Origin of the sequence: Hyphomonas neptunium ATCC 15444, assembly GCF_000013025.1 — a bacterium.
Classification (GTDB): domain Bacteria; phylum Pseudomonadota; class Alphaproteobacteria; order Caulobacterales; family Hyphomonadaceae; genus Hyphomonas; species Hyphomonas neptunia.
In genome coordinates this window covers 2994539-3013377 of sequence record NC_008358.1, presented here as the reverse complement: position 1 = coordinate 3013377, position 18839 = coordinate 2994539, and the positions used below count along the sequence as shown (strand labels likewise).

26 protein-coding genes are annotated in these 18839 nt (G+C 60.7%); all 26 read left to right on the top strand.

Features of this window, described 5'->3' with window-relative positions:
• Window positions 1–38 precede the first annotated feature (38 nt).
• The 26 genes from rpoC to rplO all read left to right on the top strand — a co-directional run bounded on the left by rpoC (window position 39) and on the right by rplO (window position 18793).
• Window positions 39–4247, top strand: a complete 4209-nt coding sequence (gene rpoC, locus HNE_RS14140) for a DNA-directed RNA polymerase subunit beta' (protein ID WP_011647832.1) — start codon at window positions 39–41, stop codon at window positions 4245–4247.
• 437 nt (window positions 4248–4684) lie between these two features.
• Window positions 4685–5056: a 30S ribosomal protein S12 gene (gene rpsL / locus HNE_RS14135; RefSeq protein ID WP_011647831.1), complete on the top strand. Its 372-nt coding sequence runs from the start codon at window positions 4685–4687 to the stop codon at window positions 5054–5056.
• Window positions 5057–5071: 15 nt separating this feature from the next.
• The gene (gene rpsG / locus HNE_RS14130; protein ID WP_011647830.1) at window positions 5072–5542 is read left to right on the top strand and encodes a 30S ribosomal protein S7; all 471 of its coding nucleotides are present in this window, start codon (window positions 5072–5074) and stop codon (window positions 5540–5542) included.
• A gap of 87 nt (window positions 5543–5629) precedes the next feature.
• Window positions 5630–7753 carry an elongation factor G gene (gene fusA / locus HNE_RS14125; RefSeq protein WP_011647829.1) on the top strand — a complete coding sequence of 708 codons (2124 nt, stop codon included), beginning with the start codon at window positions 5630–5632 and terminating at the stop codon, window positions 7751–7753.
• Between the two features lie 36 nt (window positions 7754–7789).
• A complete protein-coding gene (gene tuf, locus HNE_RS14120) occupies window positions 7790–8980 on the top strand; it encodes an elongation factor Tu (protein WP_011647828.1) in 1191 nt (396 codons plus the stop codon).
• 333 nt (window positions 8981–9313) lie between these two features.
• Window positions 9314–9634 carry a 30S ribosomal protein S10 gene (rpsJ, locus tag HNE_RS14115; protein ID WP_011647827.1) on the top strand — a complete coding sequence of 107 codons (321 nt, stop codon included), beginning with the start codon at window positions 9314–9316 and terminating at the stop codon, window positions 9632–9634.
• Window positions 9634–10392, top strand: a complete 759-nt coding sequence (gene rplC, locus HNE_RS14110) for a 50S ribosomal protein L3 (RefSeq protein WP_011647826.1) — start codon at window positions 9634–9636, stop codon at window positions 10390–10392. Before rpsJ ends, rplC begins: the two co-directional genes overlap by 1 nt.
• Window positions 10392–11036 (top strand): 50S ribosomal protein L4, encoded by a 645-nt coding sequence (rplD, locus tag HNE_RS14105; protein ID WP_011647825.1) that lies wholly within the window; start codon window positions 10392–10394, stop codon window positions 11034–11036. The genes rplC and rplD overlap by 1 nt, the downstream gene beginning before the upstream one ends.
• Window positions 11036–11335: a 50S ribosomal protein L23 gene (locus tag HNE_RS14100; protein ID WP_011647824.1), complete on the top strand. Its 300-nt coding sequence runs from the start codon at window positions 11036–11038 to the stop codon at window positions 11333–11335. The genes rplD and HNE_RS14100 overlap by 1 nt, the downstream gene beginning before the upstream one ends.
• 18 nt (window positions 11336–11353) lie before the next feature.
• Window positions 11354–12184 carry a 50S ribosomal protein L2 gene (gene rplB, locus HNE_RS14095; protein ID WP_011647823.1) on the top strand — a complete coding sequence of 277 codons (831 nt, stop codon included), beginning with the start codon at window positions 11354–11356 and terminating at the stop codon, window positions 12182–12184.
• A gap of 18 nt (window positions 12185–12202) precedes the next feature.
• Complete coding sequence (rpsS, locus tag HNE_RS14090) at window positions 12203–12481, top strand: 30S ribosomal protein S19 (RefSeq protein WP_011647822.1); 279 nt, start codon at window positions 12203–12205, stop codon at window positions 12479–12481.
• 2 nt (window positions 12482–12483) lie between these two features.
• Window positions 12484–12873, top strand: coding sequence for a 50S ribosomal protein L22 (gene rplV / locus HNE_RS14085; RefSeq protein ID WP_011647821.1), 390 nt, complete (start codon window positions 12484–12486; stop codon window positions 12871–12873).
• A complete protein-coding gene (gene rpsC / locus HNE_RS14080; RefSeq protein ID WP_011647820.1) occupies window positions 12873–13610 on the top strand; it encodes a 30S ribosomal protein S3 in 738 nt (245 codons plus the stop codon). The genes rplV and rpsC overlap by 1 nt, the downstream gene beginning before the upstream one ends.
• Before the next feature lie 3 nt (window positions 13611–13613).
• A complete protein-coding gene (gene rplP, locus HNE_RS14075; RefSeq protein WP_011647819.1) occupies window positions 13614–14030 on the top strand; it encodes a 50S ribosomal protein L16 in 417 nt (138 codons plus the stop codon).
• Window positions 14031–14032: 2 nt separating this feature from the next.
• Complete coding sequence (gene rpmC / locus HNE_RS14070; RefSeq protein WP_011647818.1) at window positions 14033–14230, top strand: 50S ribosomal protein L29; 198 nt, start codon at window positions 14033–14035, stop codon at window positions 14228–14230.
• Between the two features lie 11 nt (window positions 14231–14241).
• A complete protein-coding gene (rpsQ, locus tag HNE_RS14065) occupies window positions 14242–14487 on the top strand; it encodes a 30S ribosomal protein S17 (protein WP_011647817.1) in 246 nt (81 codons plus the stop codon).
• Complete coding sequence (gene rplN / locus HNE_RS14060) at window positions 14484–14852, top strand: 50S ribosomal protein L14 (protein ID WP_011647816.1); 369 nt, start codon at window positions 14484–14486, stop codon at window positions 14850–14852. Before rpsQ ends, rplN begins: the two co-directional genes overlap by 4 nt.
• 2 nt (window positions 14853–14854) lie before the next feature.
• Window positions 14855–15172 (top strand): 50S ribosomal protein L24, encoded by a 318-nt coding sequence (rplX, locus tag HNE_RS14055; protein WP_011647815.1) that lies wholly within the window; start codon window positions 14855–14857, stop codon window positions 15170–15172.
• Entirely contained in the window at window positions 15165–15719 is a 555-nt protein-coding gene (rplE, locus tag HNE_RS14050) for a 50S ribosomal protein L5 (RefSeq protein WP_011647814.1), read from the top strand. The genes rplX and rplE overlap by 8 nt, the downstream gene beginning before the upstream one ends.
• Window positions 15720–15738: 19 nt before the next feature.
• Window positions 15739–16044: a 30S ribosomal protein S14 gene (gene rpsN, locus HNE_RS14045; protein ID WP_011647813.1), complete on the top strand. Its 306-nt coding sequence runs from the start codon at window positions 15739–15741 to the stop codon at window positions 16042–16044.
• A gap of 16 nt (window positions 16045–16060) precedes the next feature.
• Window positions 16061–16456 (top strand): 30S ribosomal protein S8, encoded by a 396-nt coding sequence (rpsH, locus tag HNE_RS14040; protein ID WP_011647812.1) that lies wholly within the window; start codon window positions 16061–16063, stop codon window positions 16454–16456.
• A 12-nt stretch (window positions 16457–16468) separates the two neighbouring features.
• Window positions 16469–17080 carry a 50S ribosomal protein L6 gene (rplF, locus tag HNE_RS14035; RefSeq protein ID WP_011647811.1) on the top strand — a complete coding sequence of 204 codons (612 nt, stop codon included), beginning with the start codon at window positions 16469–16471 and terminating at the stop codon, window positions 17078–17080.
• A gap of 4 nt (window positions 17081–17084) precedes the next feature.
• Entirely contained in the window at window positions 17085–17447 is a 363-nt protein-coding gene (gene rplR / locus HNE_RS14030; RefSeq protein ID WP_011647810.1) for a 50S ribosomal protein L18, read from the top strand.
• A 13-nt stretch (window positions 17448–17460) separates the two neighbouring features.
• Window positions 17461–18063: a 30S ribosomal protein S5 gene (gene rpsE / locus HNE_RS14025; RefSeq protein WP_011647809.1), complete on the top strand. Its 603-nt coding sequence runs from the start codon at window positions 17461–17463 to the stop codon at window positions 18061–18063.
• 12 nt (window positions 18064–18075) lie between these two features.
• Window positions 18076–18261, top strand: coding sequence for a 50S ribosomal protein L30 (gene rpmD / locus HNE_RS14020; protein ID WP_011647808.1), 186 nt, complete (start codon window positions 18076–18078; stop codon window positions 18259–18261).
• Between the two features lie 52 nt (window positions 18262–18313).
• Entirely contained in the window at window positions 18314–18793 is a 480-nt protein-coding gene (gene rplO / locus HNE_RS14015) for a 50S ribosomal protein L15 (protein WP_011647807.1), read from the top strand.
• The last annotated feature ends 46 nt before the right edge of the window (window positions 18794–18839 follow it).

The following is an 18839-nucleotide window of genomic DNA, read 5'->3' as shown; positions in this document are numbered from 1 at the left end:
TCTCCCTTCAAATGCCCGCCCCAAGGAGCAGACACCCTATGCGCCAGGACGTCGCCAACATGTTCAACCAGAATGCGCCCGCCCCGAGTTTCGAGGCGATCCGCATTTCGATTGCGAGCCCGGAGAAAATCCGCTCGTGGTCGTCGGGTGAAATCAAGAAGCCTGAAACCATCAACTACCGGACGTTCAAACCGGAGCGCGACGGCCTATTCTGTGCGCGGATCTTCGGCCCGACGAAGGACTATGAGTGCCTCTGCGGAAAGTACAAGCGCATCAAGTATCGCGGCATCGTCTGCGAGAAATGCGGCGTTGAAGTCACGCTCGCCCGCGTTCGCCGCGAGCGGATGGGTCACATCGACCTGGCCGCGCCGGTTGCGCACATCTGGTTCCTGAAGTCGCTGCCGTCCCGGATCTCGACGCTGGTCGACATGCCGCTCAAGGATGTTGAGCGCGTGCTTTATTTCGAGAGCTATGTCGTCATCGAGCCCGGCCTGACCGAGCTTGAGCCACTGCAGCTGCTGACCGAAGAAGAGTATATGGACGCGCAGGATCGCCTCGGCGAAGACGCGTTCACCGCTCTGATCGGCGCCGAAGCCATCCGCGAAATCCTCAAGAGCCTCGACCTGCCGACGCTGGCCGAGACGCTTCGCGAGGAACTGCGTGAGTCGAGCTCTGAACTGAAGACGAAGAAGTATTCCAAGCGCCTTAAGGTGGTGGACTCCTTCATTCAGTCGAAAGCCAAGCCGGAATGGATGATCCTCACGGTTGTCCCGGTCATCCCGCCCGACCTGCGCCCGCTGGTCCCGCTGGATGGCGGCCGCTTTGCGACCTCTGACCTTAACGACCTCTATCGCCGCGTGATCAACCGGAACAACCGCCTGAAGCGCCTGATGGAGCTTCGCGCGCCGGACATCATCATCCGCAACGAGAAGCGGATGCTTCAGGAGTCGGTTGACGCCCTGTTCGACAACGGCCGCCGTGGCCGCACGATCACCGGCACCAACAAGCGCCCGCTGAAGTCGATCTCCGACATGCTCAAGGGCAAGCAGGGCCGCTTCCGCCAGAACCTTCTGGGCAAGCGCGTCGACTATTCTGGCCGTTCGGTCATCGTGGTCGGCCCGAACCTCAAGCTGCACGAGTGCGGCCTGCCCAAGAAAATGGCGCTCGAGCTGTTCAAGCCGTTCATCTATGCGCGCCTCGATGCCAAAGGCCTCGCCGGCACGGTGAAAGCGGCCAAGAAGCTCGTGGAAAAAGAAAAGCCCGAAGTGTGGGACATCCTCGATGAGGTGATCCGCGAGCACCCGGTTCTTCTCAACCGCGCGCCGACGCTCCACCGTCTGGGCATCCAGGCGTTCGAGCCCAAACTGATTGAAGGCAAGGCCATCCAGCTGCACCCGCTCGTCTGCGCTGCATTCAACGCAGACTTCGACGGCGACCAGATGGCGGTCCACGTTCCACTGAGCCTCGAGGCCCAGCTGGAATGCCGCGTGCTGATGATGTCGACCAACAACATCCTCTCGCCCGCCAACGGCAAGCCAATCATCGTTCCGTCCCAGGACATCATCCTCGGTCTCTATTACCTCTCGCTCGACCGTAAGGGCGAGATCGGTGAGGGCATGGTCTTTGCTGACCTTGCCGAGATCGAGCATGCGCTGGATGCGGGCCTCGTCTCGCTCCACTCCAAGGTCCGCGCGCTCTATGACGGCGTCGATTCGGACGGCAAGCCTGAGCGCCGCATCATTGATACGACGCCAGGCCGCTACATGGTGGCGAACATCCTGCCGCGCTCGAAGGCGATTGGACCTGAACTGGTCAACACCGTTCTTTCCAAGAAAGCGATCGGCAAGATCATCGACGAAGTCTACCGCCTGTGTGGTCAGAAGGCGACGGTGATCTTCTGTGACAAGATGATGGAGCTCGGCTTCCGCGAAGCCTGCAAGGCCGGCATCTCCTTCGGCAAGGATGACATGGTCATCCCGGAAGCGAAGAAGCGTCTGGTCGACGCGACCAAGGATCTCGTCTCCGATTACGAGCGTCAGTATGCTGACGGTCTGATCACGCGCGGCGAGAAGTACAACAAGGTCGTCGATGCCTGGTCCAGCTGCACCGACAAGGTCGCTGACGCCATGATGGAGTCGGCTGCCAAGATGCAGGTGTCGCGCGGCAAGGAGCAGGTCAACTCGATCTTCATGATGGCCGACTCCGGGGCGCGTGGTTCGAAGAACCAGATGAAGCAGCTCGCCGGTATGCGCGGCCTCATGGCCAAGCCATCGGGCGAGATCATCGAGACGCCGATCATCTCGAACTTCAAGGAAGGTCTGACCGTTCTTGAATACTTCAACTCGACCCACGGCGCCCGTAAGGGGCTGGCCGATACGGCTCTGAAGACCGCCAACTCCGGTTACCTCACACGCCGCCTCGTTGACGTGGCGCAGGACTGCATCATCAACGAAGATGATTGCGGTACGGAGAAGGGCATCGACATCAACGCCGTCATGGAAGGCGCCGACGTTGTGGTGTCGCTCAATGAGCGCATCCTCGGCCGCGTCATCGCCGAAGACATCAAGGGGCCAGACGGCAAGCTCGTCGTTCCGGCCAATACCTATGTCGACGAAGACGTTGCAGCGCTGATCGACACGGCAACGGTGGACCGCGTGAAAGTGCGTTCGCCGCTGACCTGCGAAACCAAGAACGGCATCTGTGCCCAGTGCTACGGCCGCGACCTGGCTCGCGGTACTCTGGTCAACCGCGGTGAGGCTGTCGGCGTTATCGCTGCTCAGTCGATCGGGGAGCCGGGTACCCAGCTCACCATGCGTACCTTCCACATCGGCGGCGCCGCTCAGGTGGCGGACCAATCCTCGCTCGAAGCCAGCTTCGAAGGCACCGTGCGGTTCACCGATGCCGAGATCGTTACCCGCAAGGACAAGACGATCGTGGTCGTTGGCCGCCGCATGCAGGTCGAAATCGTCGATGCCGACGGGCGTACCCGTCAGTCGTTCCGCCCCGCCTACGGCACGCGCCTGATGGCCAAGGACGGCGACAAGGTCATGCCGGGCAAACTGCTCGCTGACTGGGACCCCTTTGCCCAGCCGATCGTCTCGGAAGTTGCCGGTGAAGCTCGCTTCATCGACCTCTCTGAAGGCACAACGGTGCGGGAAGAAACCGACGAAGCGACCGGTATCTCGGCCCGTGTGGTTGTTGACCCCCGGTCGACCTCCAAAACCGCCGACCTCAAGCCGTCGATCCAGATCGTTGACGCCAGCGGCAAGCCCGTGAAGCTGCCTAACGGTTCGCCGGCGACCTATGTTCTCTCCGTTGGCGCGATCCTGTCGGTCTCCGACGGTGACCGGATCGAGCCGGGTGACACGCTCTCGCGCGTCGCAACGGGCGGTGCCAAGACGAAAGACATCACGGGCGGTCTGCCGCGCGTGGCTGAACTCTTCGAAGCCCGGCGTCCGAAGGACCATGCGATCATCGCGGAAGTCGATGGCCGCGTCGAATACGGCCGCGACTACAAGAACAAGCGCAAGGTCACGATCGTGCCGACAGAAGAGGGGCGTGAGCCCATCGACTATCTGGTGCCGAAAGGGAAACACCTTGCGGTTCAGGATGGCGACTTCATCAAGCGCGGTGAGTATCTGATGGACGGTAACCCCGCCCCGCAGGACATCCTCTCGACGCTCGGCGTGGAAGCCCTGGCCAACTATCTCACGGACGAAGTGCAGAAGGTCTATCGCCTGCAAGGCGTGCCGATCAACGACAAGCACATCGAAGTGATCGTTCGCCAGATGCTGCAGAAGGTCGAGATCACCGATGGTGGCGATACGGTGTTCATCACCGGCGAGCACATCGATGCGATCGAGTTCGATGAAGCCAACGAGGCGATCCGCAAGTCGCGCAAGAAAGACCAGCGCGAAGCAACGGCTAACCCGCTGCTGCTCGGTATCACCAAGGCCTCGCTCCAGACGCGCAGCTTCATCTCGGCTGCCTCGTTCCAGGAAACGACCCGCGTGCTCACCGAAGCGGCCATCCAGGGCAAGATCGACACGCTCGACGGTCTCAAGGAGAACGTCATCGTGGGCCGTCTCATCCCGGCCGGTACGGGCGGCGGTATCCGCCAGTTCCGCCGCGTGGCTGCCGAGCGCGATCTGAAGCTCAAGGCGAAGCGCGCAGCGGCCATGGCCAAGGCGGAGGAGGGGATCAACCTCGTCAGCCTCCCGGCCCCTGAGCGCGACACAGCCGAATAAGCCGGCATGACTTGAAACAACCGGAAAAGCCTGCCAGCAATGGCAGGCTTTTTCACGTTTCGGGCGCACATTCATGAAGGCAGGACGGACACAGATCGCAGGCGTAATCTGCGCAATGGCTGCCGTCGCACTCATCGCCTGGATGTGCTTTCAAAGCTGGGGCGGCGTCTCCCCGTTCTGATTCGGCACAAGATCGTTACGGGGCCATGCTGAAAGCGGCGCCAGCGCCCTTGACGTGCTGCCTGCACGAGTCTACACGCCCCGGATCGTCAGGGAGGCAAATGGGCTCTTAGCCCGGTGCCGCACCGGAACAGGAATGTTCCGGAGAAGCTGACCCCCAATTTTCCGCTCGTCCCGGATGCCTGGTTAAGGGCCTTCGGGGCACACGTCATTATAGGCCCCACGGGCCGCTAAGTACGAAGAGACAGTAGGCCCGAATGCCGACGATTCAGCAGCTGATCCGCAATCCGCGCGAGCCAAAGCGCACCCGTACCAAGACCCCCGCTCTGAAGGCTTGTCCTCAGCGGCGCGGTGTCTGCACCCGCGTTTACACCACGACGCCGAAGAAGCCGAACTCGGCGCTCCGGAAAGTGGCCAAGGTGCGCATGACCTCCGGATTTGAATCGCTGTGCTATATCCCCGGTGAAGGCCACAACCTTCAGGAGCACTCCGTTGTGCTTATCCGCGGCGGCCGCGTGAAAGACCTTCCGGGTGTGCGCTACCACATCGTGCGCGGCGCGCTCGACACCCAACCCGTCAAGAACCGTAAACAGCGCCGCTCGCATTACGGCGCTAAGAAACCGAAATAAGAGGACTACCGATCCATGTCCCGTCGTCACAGTGCCGAGAAGCGTGAAGTCCTGCCGGACCCCAAGTTCAAGGACATCATTGTCACCAAATTCATGAACCAGATCATGCGCGACGGCAAAAAGTCCGTCGCCGAGCGTATCGTTTACGGTGCGTTTGATCTGGTCGAGACCCGTGCCAAGAAAAACCCGGTCGAAGTGTTCCACAATGCTCTTGAAGCTGTGGCGCCGGCTGTCGAAGTCCGTTCGCGCCGTGTCGGTGGCGCAACGTACCAGGTTCCGGTTGAAGTGCGCACCGAGCGCCGCCAGGCTCTTGCGATCCGCTGGCTGGCTGCTGCCGCTGCAGGCCGCAACGAGAACACGATGCGTGAGCGTCTTGCCGGTGAGTTGATGGACGCTAGCCAGGGCCGCGGCAACGCAGTCAAGAAGCGCGAAGATACCCACCGCATGGCAGACGCGAACAAAGCGTTCGCGCACTACCGCTGGTAAACCGTACAATCGCCGGGCGGCAGGGTTACCTCGCCCGGAGAGTGACCCACCCTTCCTTCTGGGAAGCAGAAACGAAAGTTTGATCTCATGGCCCGCGAATACCCGCTGGAGCGATACCGCAACTTCGGCATCATCGCGCACATCGATGCCGGTAAGACTACGACGACTGAGCGCGTCCTTTATTACACGGGCAAGTCGCACAAGATCGGCGAAGTGCACGATGGCGCCGCAACCATGGACTGGATGGAGCAGGAGCAGGAGCGGGGCATCACGATCACCTCGGCTGCCACGACCACCTTCTGGGAACGCACCGAAGACGGCTCGACAGCCCTGTCGCCGAAATACCGTTTCAACATCATCGACACCCCCGGACACGTTGACTTCACCATTGAAGTCGAGCGCTCGCTGGCCGTGCTTGATGGCGCTGTTGTTTTGCTTGACGGCAACGCCGGGGTTGAGCCGCAGACCGAAACCGTCTGGCGCCAGGCCGACCGGTACAAGGTTCCGCGCATCGTGTTCGTCAACAAGATGGACAAGACCGGCGCCGATTTCTTCAATTGCGTCGCGATGATCAAGGACCGGACCGGGGCAACCCCGGCGCCGATCCAGATGCCGATCGGCTCGGAAACCGAGCTCGAAGGACATATCGACCTCGTCACCATGACCGAGTGGGTCTGGGAAGGCGAAGACCTTGGCGCGAGCTGGGTCCTGCGTCCTGTTCGCGAGAGCCTGAAGGCGAAAGCCGAAGAGATGCGTGCGCATCTGGTCGAGCTCGCCGTCGAAATGGATGACGCCGCAATGGAGGCGTTCCTTGAAGGCAAGGAGCCGGATGTCCCGGCGCTTCGTGCGCTGATCCGCAAGGGGACGCTTGCATTGAAGTTTGTGCCCATCCTGTGTGGTTCGGCCTTCAAGAACAAGGGCGTTCAGCCGATGCTCAACGGCGTCGTCGATTACCTGCCAAGCCCGCTCGATGTGCCGGCTTATCTCGGCTTCAAGCCGGGCGACGAAACTGAAACGCGCGACATTCCGCGTTCCGCCGATGACGGCCAGCCGTTTGCCGGTCTCGCGTTCAAGATCATGAACGACCCCTATATGGGCACGCTCACGTTTACCCGCATCTATTCGGGCAAGCTGTCGAAGGGCGACGCGTTCCTGAACGCGACCAAAGGCAAGAAAGAGCGTGTTGGCCGTATGGTCATGATGCACGCCAACAAGCAGGACGAAATCACGGAAGCCTTCGCAGGCGACATCGTGGCGCTGGCGGGCCTCAAGGAAACAACGACCGGTGATACGGTCTGCGATCCGGCTCAGCCTGTCGTTCTCGAAACGATGACGTTCCCGCAGCCCGTGATCGAGATCGCGGTCGAGCCGAAAACCAAGGCTGACCAGGAGAAGATGTCGGTCGGTCTGCAGCGGCTTGCCGCAGAAGACCCGTCTTTCCGCGTCGAGACCAATTTCGAATCCGGCCAGACAATCATGAAAGGGATGGGCGAGCTTCACCTCGACATTCTGATCGACCGTCTCCGCCGCGAATTCAAAGTCGAAGCCAATATCGGTCAGCCTCAGGTGGCTTACCGTGAGAAGATCGGCCGCGCGGCCGACATCGACTACACGCACAAGAAACAGTCGGGCGGCACCGGCCAGTTCGCGCGCATCAAACTGACGTTCGAACCGCTGGAAGCGGGTTCGGGTTTCCAGTTCGTCAGCGCGATCGTTGGCGGCGCGGTTCCCAAGGAATACATCCCAGGCGTTCAAAAAGGCCTCGAAATGGCCAAGGAAAACGGTCTGCTTGCAGGCTATCCGGTGACGGATTTCCGCGCGACGCTGACGGATGGCGCTTTCCACGATGTCGACTCCAGCGTGCTCGCCTTCGAGATCGCAGCCCGCGGTGCATTCCGTGAGCTGAAAGGCAAGGGCGACCCACGCCTGATGGAGCCGATCATGAAAGTGGAAGTTGTCACGCCGGAAGACTATATGGGCGACGTGATTGGCGACCTGAACTCCCGCCGCGGCCAGATCCAGGGCTCCGAAGCCCGGGGTATTGCCACGGCCATCACGGCGATGGTGCCGCTGGTGAATATGTTCGGCTATGTGTCCAACCTTCGTGGTATGTCCCAGGGCCGCGCTCAGTTCACCATGTTCTTCGATCACTATGATGAAGTTCCGCGCGCTGAAGCACAGAAGATCATTCAGGAAGTCTCGGGCTCCTAATCGGGCCCCAAGTATAAGAGCTAGAGGAGAGGCCCGATGGGCAAGGCAAAGTTTGAGCGCAACAAGCCGCACGTAAACATTGGCACGATTGGCCACGTTGACCACGGCAAGACGACGCTGACAGCGGCGATCACGATCACGCTGGCGAAGACCGGTGGCGCGACGGCGAAGAATTACGCCGACATTGACGCGGCGCCGGAAGAGAAGGCACGCGGGATCACGATCAACACGGCGCACGTCGAGTATGAGACGCCTGCCCGTCACTATGCCCACGTCGACTGCCCCGGCCACGCTGACTATGTGAAGAACATGATCACCGGCGCTGCGCAGATGGACGGCGCGATCCTGGTGTGTTCGGCCGCTGACGGCCCGATGCCGCAGACGCGTGAGCACATCCTTCTGGCCCGCCAGGTTGGCGTGCCGGCGCTGGTGGTGTTCCTCAACAAGGTCGACATGGTCGACGATGAGGAGCTTCTGGAGCTGGTCGAGATGGAAGTGCGCGAGCTGCTTTCGTCCTACAACTTCCCTGGCGACGACATTCCGATCATCAAGGGCTCGGCTCTGGCCGCTGTTGAAGACCGCAATCCTGAAATCGGCCAGGACCGTATCCTGGAGCTGATGAAGGCTGTGGACGAGTACATCCCGACGCCGGAGCGTCCGCTGGACAAGCCGTTCCTGATGCCGGTTGAAGACGTGTTCTCGATCTCGGGCCGCGGTACGGTTGTGACCGGCCGGGTTGAGCAGGGCATCGTCAAGGTTGGCGAAGAAATCGAGATCGTCGGCATCCGCCCGACGGTGAAGACGACCTGCACGGGCGTTGAGATGTTCCGCAAGCTGCTCGACCAGGGCCAGGCTGGCGACAACATCGGCGCGCTGCTGCGCGGTGTTGACCGTGAAGGCGTTGAGCGCGGGCAGGTTCTCTGCAAGCCGGGCTCGATCACGCCGCACACGCTGTTCGAAGCCGAAGCCTACATCCTGACGAAGGAAGAGGGTGGCCGTCACACGCCGTTCTTCACCAACTACCGTCCGCAGTTCTACTTCCGCACCACGGACGTCACAGGCATCGTCAAGCTGCCTGAGGACAAAGAGATGGTTCTGCCGGGCGACAACGTGAAAATGGATGTCGAGCTGATCAACCCGATCGCCATGGACAAGGGCCTGCGCTTCGCCATCCGCGAAGGCGGCCGCACCGTCGGCGCCGGCGTCGTCTCCGAAATCAAGAAATAAGCTTCCCTCACAGGAAGTCCGAATCGAAAAGGCCGCCCCTCAAGGGCGGCCTTTTTGCTGTTATGGCGGGCATATCCGCCCACTGCGCCCGCGCGGGGGAGGGGAATGGCTGGCCTGCGTCACTTGTGGCGCCTGATCCTGCAGATTCATCTAAACCAGCTGTTGACGCGCCCGATCGTGTCGCATAGAAGCGCGACTTCGCCGGGATGGCTGCGCTTTACATAGCGAACGCTCCTTCGAAACTGACAATTAATCTACACCCCACCCGGGCGCTCGATGCTGACGAGCCATCGCGCCTTGGGTTAAAGTGTTTTGTGCGGACGGACCTAAACGATGGAACGACAAAATATCCGGATCAGGCTGAAGGCCTTTGATCACCGCGCGCTCGACATGTCGGCCAAGGAAATCGTGAACACGGCGAAGCGCACTGGCGCTGAAGTTCGTGGGCCGGTTCCGCTCCCGACCCGTATCGAGCGCTTCACGGTGAACCGGTCGCCCCACATCGACAAGAAGTCGCGTGAGCAGTTCGAAATCCGCACGCACACTCGCATTCTCGACATCGTGGACCCGACTCCGCAAACCGTTGACGCGCTGATGAAGCTCGACCTGTCTTCGGGTGTTGGCATTGAGATCAAGCTCGAGGGGGCCCGCTAATGACGCTTCCTGCTGCCCGTACTGGCGTTCTTGCCCGCAAAGTCGGCATGACACGCATCTTCGCTGCTGACGGCCGCCATGTGCCCGTCACGGTTCTGTCCCTTGATGGCTGCCAGGTCGTCGGTGTCCGCTCTGAAGAAGAGCGCTCCGTCACCACCAAGAAGGGCGGCCAGGTTACCCGCACTGACGGCTACAAAGCTGTCATCATGGGTTCCGGCGACAAGAAGGCCAAGAACACCACCAAAGCTCTGCGCGGCCAGTTCGCCAAAGCCGGCGTTGCGCCCAAGGCCAAGCTCAAGGAATTCCGCGTCAGCGGCGACCTTCCGGAAGTTGGCTCGACCGTTCAGGCCGACCATTTCGCCGAAGGCCAGCTGGTCGATGTGTCCGCGATGTCGATCGGTAAAGGTTTTGCCGGCGCCATGAAGCGCTGGAACTTCTCCGGTCTGCGCGCCTCCCACGGTGTGTCGATCTCTCACCGTGCCCATGGTTCGACTGGTATGAACCAGGACCCTGGCCGCGTGTTCAAGAACAAGAAAATGGCAGGTCACCTCGGTGACGAACGCGTGACGACCCAGAATCTCGTGGTTGTTCGCACGGACGTCGAGCGCGGCCTGATCCTCGTCAAAGGCTCGGTTCCGGGTCATGACGGCACATTCGTTGAAGTCCGTGACGCTGTGAAGAAAGCTCTGCCGGCCGATGCGCCTGCTGCTGGTTCCTTCAAGGCTCCGGAAAAGCTCTCCGCCGGGGGTGAAGGCTAATGGAACTCGCAGTTAAAACCCTCGCTGGCGACGCCGCTGGCAATATCGATCTCGACGACGCGATTTTCGGCATTGACGAAATCCGTGGCGACATCCTGCAGCGCACCGTGCGTTGGCAGCTCGCCCGCCGTCAGGCCGGTACGCACAAGGCAAAGTCGCGTTCGGAAGTGAACCGCACGACGAAAAAGTCGATCAAGCAAAAAGGCTCGGGCGGCGCCCGCCACGGCTCGCGCAACGCACCGATCTTTGTCGGTGGTGGTATTGCGCACGGCCCACGCGTTCGCAGCCATGCCCACGATCTTCCCAAGAAGATCCGCAAGATGGCTCTGGCCCACGCGCTGTCTTCCAAGGCGAAAGACAGCTCGATCATGGTCATCGACACGTGCGAGCTCGACTCGCCCAAGACCAAGGGTCTGATCCAGGCTTTTAAGGATCTCGGCATCGAAAACGCCCTGATCATCTCGGGCACGGAAGTGAATGAGAACTTCGCCCGCGCTGCGCGCAACATCCCGAACATCGACGTGCTGCCGGTTGCCGGCCTGAACGTCTATGACATCCTGCGCCGCCGCACGCTCGTCATCACCAAGGAAGCCGCCGAGGGTATCAAAGCCCGTTTCGATGGCGCCAAAGCGGAGGCTGAATAATGGCCGAAGTGAAACCCCACCACTATGACGTGATCCGCCGCCCGCTGATCACTGAGAAGTCGACGCTTGTTGCCGAGCAGAACAAGATCATCTTCGAAGTTGCTCCTGACGCTGACAAAAAGGCGATCAAGGAAGCGGTTGAAGTGCTGTTCAAAGTGAGCGTCACGAAGGTCAACACCCTGACCCAGAAGGGCAAGACAAAACGCTTTCGTGGCTTTGAGGGCCGCCGTTCCGACGTGAAGAAAGCTATTGTTACGCTCGCTGAAGGCCAGTCTGTCGATATTTCGACGGGCCTCTAAGGGAGAAGGACGAAGCTCATGGCACTGAAGACATTCAATCCTACCTCTCCCGGCCGCCGCCAGCTCGTGCTGGTGGACCGTTCGGCGCTGCACAAAGGCAAGCCGGTTAAGGCGCTTACCCAGGGGCTCAGCTCCAAGGGTGGTCGCAACAACCAGGGCCGTATCACCGTTCGCCACCAGGGCGGCGGCGTTAAGCGCCTTTATCGCCAGGTCGATTTCAAGCGCACGCGCTGGGATATCCCCGCGACCGTCGAGCGTCTGGAATACGATCCAAACCGCACGGCTTTCATCGCCCTGATCAAGTATCAGGACGGCGAGCTTTCCTACATCATCGCGCCACAGCGCCTTGAAGTAGGGGACACGGTGATCACGTCTGCCACGGCTGACATCAAGCCGGGCAACACGCTGCCGCTGAAATCCATCCCGGTCGGTACGATCATTCACAACATCGAGCTGAAGCCCCAGAAGGGCGCGCAGATGGTCCGCTCCGCCGGCACCTATGCTCAGCTGGTTGGCCGCGATTCGGGTTATGCCCAGATCAAGCTGGCCTCGGGCGAGCTCCGCATGGTGCTCGACAGCTGCCTGGCCACGATCGGTGCTGTGTCGAACCCGGACAAGATGAACGAAGTCAGCTCCAAGGCTGGCCGTAACCGTCACCTGGGCAAGCGCCCGACGGTCCGTGGTGTCGTCATGAACCCGGTCGACCACCCGCACGGTGGTGGTGAAGGTAAATCTTCGGGCGGCCGTCACCCGGTCTCTCCGTGGGGTAAGAAAACCCGCGGTCCGAAAACTCGCAACAACAAGGTTACGGATCGTCTGATCATCCGTCGCCGTAACGCTAAACGCTAATTAGGGAGCCCGAGAGACATGTCCCGTTCAGTCTGGAAAGGCCCGTTTGTCGACGGCTACCTCCTGAAGAAAGCCGAAGAGGCCCGTTCGTCGGAAAAGCGTGCTGTGATCAAAACGTGGTCACGCCGTTCGACGATCCTGCCACAATTCGTCGGCCTGAACTTTCAGGTTCACAATGGCAACAAGTTCATCCCGGTCACAGTGACTGACGAGATGGTCGGTCACAAGCTCGGCGAGTTCGCGCCGACCCGTACCTATTACGGTCACGGCGCCGACAAGAAAGCGAAGAGGAAGTAGTCATGGCAAAGGCCAAGAATCCTCCCAAGCAGGAAGCGCATGAATCGCGCGCCGTGCTGCGCATGTACCGCTCGAGCCCTCAGAAGCTGAACCTTCTGGCGCAGCAGATCCGTGGCATGCCGATCCAGCGCGCGCTCAACGAGATGAAATTCTCGCCCAAGCGCCCTGCGAAAGACGTCTACAAGCTCCTTCAGAGCGCCGTTGCGAACGCCGAGAACAATCACGGCCTCGACATCGACAGCCTGGTCGTTGCTGAAGCACATGTCGGCAAGAACCTCGTCATGAAGCGCATCCGCGCCCGTGCGCGTGGCCGCGCTGCCCGCATCGTGAAGCCGTTCTCGCAACTCACCATTGTCCTGCGTGACACCAGCCAGACTGCGGAGGCCGCATAATGGGTCAGAAAGTCAATCCGATTGGCCTGCGCCTCGGCATCAACCGGACGGCTGATAGCCGTTGGTATGCTGACAGCGCCGACTTTGGCCGCCTCCTGCACGAAGACATCTCGATTCGCAAAGCGATCCGCGAGAAGTTGAAGCAGGCTGGCATTTCCAAGATCATCATCGAGCGCCCGCACAAGAAATGCCTCATCACGATCCACACGGCACGTCCGGGTCTCGTGATCGGCAAGAAGGGCGGGGACATCGAAGTGCTCCGCAAAGAGCTCGCCAAGATGACCTCGGACGAAGTCCGCGTGAACCTGGTCGAGATCCGCAAGCCGGAAATCGATGCCACCCTGATCGCAGACGACATCGCACGTCAGCTTGAGCGCCGGGCTTCGTTCCGCCGCGCCATGAAGCGTTCGATCCAGTCCGCCATGCGCCTCGGCGCAGAGGGTGTGAAAGTGGTTGTCTCCGGCCGTCTCGGCGGCGCGGAAATCGCCCGTACTGAAAAGTATGCCGAAGGTTCGGTTCCGCTGCACACGCTGCGCGCCGACATCGACTACGGTACGGCCGAAGCGACCACCACCTACGGCATCATCGGCGTCAAGGTCTGGGTCTACAAAGGTGAGATCCTGGAACATGACCCGATGGCTCAGGACAAGCGTCTTGAAACGTCCGGCCAGTCGCGCGCTCGCGCCAATACCAACCAACGCGGCCCGGCATCGGGCGCCCAGGCTGCAGGAGCTTAATCGATGCTGCAACCGAAACGCACCAAGTTCCGTAAGGCCTTCAAGGGCCAGATCAACGGACAGTCGAAAGGCGGCTTCACGCTGTCGTTCGGCCAGTTTGGCCTCAAGGCTCTCGAGCCGGAGCGCGTCACCGCGCGCCAGATCGAAGCCACTCGCCGTGCCATCACGCGTGAGATGAAGCGTCAGGGCAAAGTCTGGATTCGTGTGTTCCCGGATGTTCCGGTTACGGCGAAGCCAATCGAAGTCCGCATGGGTAAAGGCAAGGGCGGGGTTGACCGTTGGGTCGCCCGTGTTGCGCCAGGCCGCATCCTGTTTGAAATCGACGGTGTCCCGGAAGACATCGCCCGCCAGGCACTTGCCCTGGGCGCGGCGAAACTTCCGATCAAGACCAAAGTCGTCAAGCGTATCGAGGGGATCTGATCATGAAGGCCGCCGATGTAAGATCCAAGAGCGTCGATCAGCTCAGCGATGAGCTGGTGAAGCTCAAGAAAGAACAGTTCAATCTGCGCTTCCAGGCAGCTACGGGCCAGCTGGAGAAGACGGGCCGCGTTACCGAGGTTCGTCGCGATATCGCAAGGGTCAAAACGATCCTTCGCGAGAAATCCCAGGCAGGCAAGTAAGGAGACCAAGCATGCCAAAACGTATTATGAAAGGCGTTGTTGTCTCCGCGAAGCAGGACAAGACCGCCATTGTCCGTGTCGAACGTACCTTCACGCACCCGATGCTGAAGAAGATCGTCCGGAAAACGAACAAGTACCACGCACACGACGAGAACAACGTCGCGGTCGAAGGTCAGACTATTGCGATCCGCGAATGCGCACCGAAGTCCAAGCTTAAGCGCTGGGAAGTCGTAGCCGAGGAAGGGACTGAAGCATGATCCAGATGCAAAGCCACCTGCGGGTCGCCGATAACTCTGGCGCGCGCCGCGTGATGTGCATCAAGGTGCTCGGTGGCGCTGGCCGTCGTTACGCCTCGGTGGGAGACATTATCGTCGTGTCGATCAAGGAAGCGATTCCGACCGGCCGCGTGAAGAAGGGGGATGTCCGCAAGGCCGTCGTCGTTCGCGTCGCCAAGGACATCAACCGCGCTGATGGGTCGACCATCCGCTTCGACAGCAATGCTGCCGTTCTGATCAACAACAATGGCGAGCCAATTGGCACGCGCGTTTTTGGTCCGGTTCCGCGCGAGCTTCGCGCCAAGAACCAGGTCAAGATCGCTAACATGGCGCCGGAGGTCCTGTAGTCATGGCTGCGAAGATCAAAAAAGGCGACACGGTCATCATGATCGCTGGCAAAGACAAAGGCACCAAGGGCGAAGTCCTGAAGGTGATCCCCGACGAGAGCCGGGTTGTCGTGCGCGGCGTGAACATGGTGAAGCGTCACCAGAAACCAAGCCAGACGGATCCAGGCGGCCTCAAGTCCTTCGAGGCGCCGGTCCATGTTTCCAACGTGGCAATTGCTGATCCGCGCGATGGCAAGGCAGTCCGCGTCGGCTTCAAGATTGACCAGCATGGCCGCAAGACGCGCTTTGCTAAACGCTCAGGGGAATCGATCGATGTCTGAGGCATATGAACCCCGCCTCAAGCGGAAGTACCGGGAAGAAATCCGGACGAAACTGCAAGAGCAGTTCAACTATTCGAACCCGATGAAGGTTCCCAAGCTCGACAAGGTCGTGATCAACATGGGTGTTGGCGAAGCCGTCAACGACTCCAAGAAGATCAAGGCGGCCCTCGCTGAGCTGGAGCGCATCGCAGGTCAGAAGCCGGTCGCAACCAAGGCCCGCAAGTCGATTGCCGGCTTCAAGGTTCGCGAAGGCATGCTGATCGGCGCGAAGGTCACCCTTCGCCGCGACCAGATGTATGAGTTCCTCGACCGTCTCACGACGATCGCTCTCCCGCGCGTGAAAGACTTCCGTGGTCTGAACGGCAAGAGCTTCGACGGCCAGGGCAACTACGCCATGGGTATCAAGGAGCACATCGTGTTCCCTGAGATCAACTATGATGAAGTTGAAGAGGTGCGCGGCATGGATATCATCGTGTGCACCACCGCTGAAACGACGGAAGAAGCCAAAGCACTCCTCGCTGAGTGCGGCTTCCCGTTCCGGAACTAGCGCCAGGAGATCTGCTGATATGGCAAAGAAGAGCGCAATCGAGAAGAACAACCGGCGGAAAGCTCTGGCTGCCCGCTATGCGGCCAAGCGCGCCCAGCTCAAGGCGGCGGCGATGGACGAAAATCTGTCGCTCGAGGAGCGCTTCAAGGCGCGCCTCAAGCTTGCTGAGCTGCCGCGTAACTCGGCGCCGAACCGTGTTCGCAACCGTTGCGAGATCACCGGCCGTCCGCGTGCATTCTATCGTAAACTCAAAATGTCGCGTATCGCGCTGCGTGAGTATGGCTCACGCGGTCAGGTCCCCGGCCTTGTAAAGTCCAGCTGGTAAGAGAGGAGGGAAGCCCATGAACATTTCCGATCCCCTCGGCGATATGCTCACCCGGATTCGCAATGCGCAGATGCGGGGCATGTCGAAAACGACGTCGCCGGCATCCAAACTGCGCGCGCGTGTTCTCGATGTCCTTACGGACGAGGGATATATCCGTGGCTACGCCGAGATCGAAAAGAGCGGTCACAAGACCCTCGAAATCGAACTCAAATATTATGAGGGCCAGCCGGTCATCTCCGAGATCAAACGTGTCTCGAAGCCTGGCCGCCGGGTCTATTCGTCCGTCTCGGACATTCCGCTGGTGCGTAACGGCCTCGGCATTTCCATCCTGTCTACGTCTCAGGGTGTGATGTCGGACAATGCTGCGCGCGCCAAGAATGTCGGCGGCGAAGTTCTGTGCCGCGTATTCTAGGAGGCAGGTTCCATGTCCCGTATTGGTAAGCTTGCGATCCCCGTCCCGGCCGGTGCTACTGTCACCGTCGCCGGCCAGACGATCAAGGTCAAAGGTCCGAAGGGCGAGCTTGAGCTCGTGCTTCCGGAAGTCATCACGCCGAAGTTCGACAATAACGAGCTGTCGGTTAATCCGCGCGCTGACCTGATCCAGGCAGCGAACGACGTCATCGAAGCCGAGACGGCAAAAGGCAAGCGTCCTCCGACGTTCGCCCAGTCGCTCTCGCAGGACGCGCGTACCCAGTGGGGAACCGCCCGTGCCCGTGCCGCCAATATGGTGGAAGGTGTCACGAAGGGTTACTCCAAGACGCTCGAACTCGTCGGCGTCGGTTACCGCGCCCAGATGCAGGGCGTCGACCTGAAGCTGGCGCTCGGCTATTCGCACGACGTGATCTACAAAGCGCCGCAAGGCATCAAGATCGAAGCGCCCAAGCCGACCGAAATCATCATTTCGGGTGCTGACAAGCAGGCCGTTGGCCAGGTCGCCGCCGAGATCAAGAAGTTCCGTCCGCCGGAGCCGTACAAAGGCAAGGGTATCCGCCTCCAGGGCGAATATGTCCGTCGCAAGGAAGGCAAGAAGAAGTAACGCCATGAAGACGTCACGCGAAAAGTTGCAACGCCGCGCCCAGCGCGTGCGCACCAAGCTCCGCCGGGTCGCCGAAGGCCGTCCGCGCCTTTCGGTATCGCGCAGCCACAAGAACATCTCGGTGCAGATCATCGACGACGAGAAGGGCATCACGCTCGCCTCGGCTTCGACGCTCGAGAAGGAAGTTATTGCCAGCGCGAAAAGCAGCGGCAACGTCGAGGCAGCGGCTCTCGTGGGTAAGGCAATTGCCGAACGCGCGAAGAAGGCCGGCGTCGAGGATGTTGTCTTTGACCGCGGCGGCTACATGTTCCACGGCCGGGTGAAAGCCTTGGCAGATGCTGCCCGCGAGGGCGGCCTGAAATTCTGAAGGAGTTTGCCTGATGGCTGAGGAAAGAGGTGAGAAAAGAGGCCGCCGCCGTGATCGCGAGAATCCGCGCGATCGGGACGACGAATCCTCTGAACTCGTCGACAAGCTGGTTGGTATCAACCGCGTCGCGAAGACAGTGAAGGGCGGCAAGAACTTCGGTTTTGCTGCGCTTGTGGTTGTCGGTGACCAGAAGGGCCGTGCCGGCTTCGGCAAGGGCAAGGCCCGTGAGGTTCCTGAAGCCATCCGCAAGGCAACCGAGGAAGCCAAGCGCAACCTGGTCCGCATTCCGCTCCGCGAGGGCCGGACCCTGCACCATGATGGCAATGGCCGTCACGGCGCTGGCAAGGTCGTGCTCCGCGCGGCCCCTCCCGGTACTGGCGTGATCGCCGGTGGTCCGATGCGCGCCGTCATGGAAGTGCTCGGCGTCCAGGATGTCGTCGGCAAGTCGCTCGGCTCGTCGAACCCTTACAACATGGTGCGTGCCACCTTTGATGCCCTGAAAGGTCAGGCCAACCCGCGTACGGTTGCCTCCAAGCGTGGCCTCAAGGTCCAGGACATCGTTGGCCGCCGCACCGATGGCGCTTCCGAAGCCGGCATGGCCGACTCGGTGAACTGATAGGAGACCTCTATGTCCCAGAAGAAAGTCACCGTCCGCCAGGTTGGCAGCCCGATCGGGCGCAAACCGGAACAGCGCCAGACCCTGCAAGGTCTAGGCCTGAACAAGATTGGCCGCACCAGCGAGCTGGAAGACACTCCGGCTGTGCGCGGCATGATCCGCAAGGTCTCCCATCTCGTGGAAGTGGTCGGCGAATAAGGCTGTTTCAGCCCGCCGGCTTCTTTCCTCCGCATACTCGAAAGCTACTGCCATGAAACTCAATGAACTTTCCCCCGCCGATGGCTCCACCAAGAAGCGCATGCGCGTTGGCCGCGGCGTTGGGTCGGGCAAGGGCAAGACGGCCGGTCGCGGCGTGAAAGGCCAGAACGCACGTTCGGGCGTTGCGGTGAACGGCTTCGAAGGCGGTCAGATGCCGATCTACATGCGTCTGCCAAAGCGCGGCTTCACCTCGCCGGGCTCCAAGAACATGTCCTGGGTCAATCTGGGACGTATCGCCAAGGCGATCGAAGCGGGCACGCTGGACGCGTCCAACGTCACCGAAGAATCGCTGGTTGCGGCCGGTGTGGTGCGCAAGGCGCGTGACGGCATCCGTCTGCTGGCCAAGGGCGACGCCCCCCAGAAGCTGACCATCACGGTTACCGGCGCCTCGAAAGCTGCCGTGGAAGCCGTTGAAAAGGCTGGCGGATCGGTCACCGTCACGGGCGCTCCGAAAGACGCTGCTGAGGAATAATCAGGGGTTCTTGCTAAACCCCTCTTCACAAATCCTGTGTCGCCGC

Coding starts and splice junctions, on each gene's coding strand:
- rpoC (WP_011647832.1), top strand. CDS start 39: ATGCGCCAGGACGTCGCCAACATGTTCAACCAGAATGCGCCCGCCCCG.
- rpsL (WP_011647831.1), top strand. CDS start 4,685: ATGCCGACGATTCAGCAGCTGATCCGCAATCCGCGCGAGCCAAAGCGC.
- rpsG (WP_011647830.1), top strand. CDS start 5,072: ATGTCCCGTCGTCACAGTGCCGAGAAGCGTGAAGTCCTGCCGGACCCC.
- fusA (WP_011647829.1), top strand. CDS start 5,630: ATGGCCCGCGAATACCCGCTGGAGCGATACCGCAACTTCGGCATCATC.
- tuf (WP_011647828.1), top strand. CDS start 7,790: ATGGGCAAGGCAAAGTTTGAGCGCAACAAGCCGCACGTAAACATTGGC.
- rpsJ (WP_011647827.1), top strand. CDS start 9,314: ATGGAACGACAAAATATCCGGATCAGGCTGAAGGCCTTTGATCACCGC.
- rplC (WP_011647826.1), top strand. CDS start 9,634: ATGACGCTTCCTGCTGCCCGTACTGGCGTTCTTGCCCGCAAAGTCGGC.
- rplD (WP_011647825.1), top strand. CDS start 10,392: ATGGAACTCGCAGTTAAAACCCTCGCTGGCGACGCCGCTGGCAATATC.
- HNE_RS14100 (WP_011647824.1), top strand. CDS start 11,036: ATGGCCGAAGTGAAACCCCACCACTATGACGTGATCCGCCGCCCGCTG.
- rplB (WP_011647823.1), top strand. CDS start 11,354: ATGGCACTGAAGACATTCAATCCTACCTCTCCCGGCCGCCGCCAGCTC.
- rpsS (WP_011647822.1), top strand. CDS start 12,203: ATGTCCCGTTCAGTCTGGAAAGGCCCGTTTGTCGACGGCTACCTCCTG.
- rplV (WP_011647821.1), top strand. CDS start 12,484: ATGGCAAAGGCCAAGAATCCTCCCAAGCAGGAAGCGCATGAATCGCGC.
- rpsC (WP_011647820.1), top strand. CDS start 12,873: ATGGGTCAGAAAGTCAATCCGATTGGCCTGCGCCTCGGCATCAACCGG.
- rplP (WP_011647819.1), top strand. CDS start 13,614: ATGCTGCAACCGAAACGCACCAAGTTCCGTAAGGCCTTCAAGGGCCAG.
- rpmC (WP_011647818.1), top strand. CDS start 14,033: ATGAAGGCCGCCGATGTAAGATCCAAGAGCGTCGATCAGCTCAGCGAT.
- rpsQ (WP_011647817.1), top strand. CDS start 14,242: ATGCCAAAACGTATTATGAAAGGCGTTGTTGTCTCCGCGAAGCAGGAC.
- rplN (WP_011647816.1), top strand. CDS start 14,484: ATGATCCAGATGCAAAGCCACCTGCGGGTCGCCGATAACTCTGGCGCG.
- rplX (WP_011647815.1), top strand. CDS start 14,855: ATGGCTGCGAAGATCAAAAAAGGCGACACGGTCATCATGATCGCTGGC.
- rplE (WP_011647814.1), top strand. CDS start 15,165: ATGTCTGAGGCATATGAACCCCGCCTCAAGCGGAAGTACCGGGAAGAA.
- rpsN (WP_011647813.1), top strand. CDS start 15,739: ATGGCAAAGAAGAGCGCAATCGAGAAGAACAACCGGCGGAAAGCTCTG.
- rpsH (WP_011647812.1), top strand. CDS start 16,061: ATGAACATTTCCGATCCCCTCGGCGATATGCTCACCCGGATTCGCAAT.
- rplF (WP_011647811.1), top strand. CDS start 16,469: ATGTCCCGTATTGGTAAGCTTGCGATCCCCGTCCCGGCCGGTGCTACT.
- rplR (WP_011647810.1), top strand. CDS start 17,085: ATGAAGACGTCACGCGAAAAGTTGCAACGCCGCGCCCAGCGCGTGCGC.
- rpsE (WP_011647809.1), top strand. CDS start 17,461: ATGGCTGAGGAAAGAGGTGAGAAAAGAGGCCGCCGCCGTGATCGCGAG.
- rpmD (WP_011647808.1), top strand. CDS start 18,076: ATGTCCCAGAAGAAAGTCACCGTCCGCCAGGTTGGCAGCCCGATCGGG.
- rplO (WP_011647807.1), top strand. CDS start 18,314: ATGAAACTCAATGAACTTTCCCCCGCCGATGGCTCCACCAAGAAGCGC.